Consider the following 500-nt stretch of genomic DNA (forward strand, 5'->3'; position numbering starts at 1 on the left):
ATACGAATCAGTTAAGTTGTTCTCCTACGATAGTAGTATTAACAGTGGCATCGGCTACTTATCCAGAGATAGAGGTGAGTACACGTTCGGTAACTTGTGCGGGCAGTGCTGATGGACAGCTATTTGTAGTAGAGAAGAACGCGCCTAATGGAGGAGCTTTCAGTTATGCGGTAACAGGGCCAGGAGGGGCAGTAACCTTTGATATGGCAAGTCGTTCAGCAAATAATTTAGTAGCGGGTATCTACACTATTACAGTTACCAATACGCTTACACATTGCGATAAGACGTATACGGCTACGGTCTACTCGCCAACGGGCTTGACCTTTAGCCATACGTTAATCACTACGAAAGGCTTTACTTGTTCGAGTGGTAATACGCCACGTCAGGCAGAGATACGAGTACCATCGGCTGCGATTAGTGGTGGCACAGGTTCTGTAACTATTACCTATGTAGCACCTAATGGTAGTACCGGTACGGGTAATGTATTTAATTATGGAGAC

1 protein-coding gene is annotated in these 500 nt (G+C 45.4%); it reads left to right on the forward strand.

The features are described from left to right. A partial coding sequence (locus tag HMPREF9074_RS12575; protein WP_034541153.1) for a hypothetical protein occupies positions 1-500 on the forward strand: 500 nt, incomplete at both ends.

Source organism: Capnocytophaga sp. oral taxon 329 str. F0087, from assembly GCF_000213295.2.
GTDB classification, from domain to species: Bacteria; Bacteroidota; Bacteroidia; order Flavobacteriales; family Flavobacteriaceae; genus Capnocytophaga; species Capnocytophaga leadbetteri_A.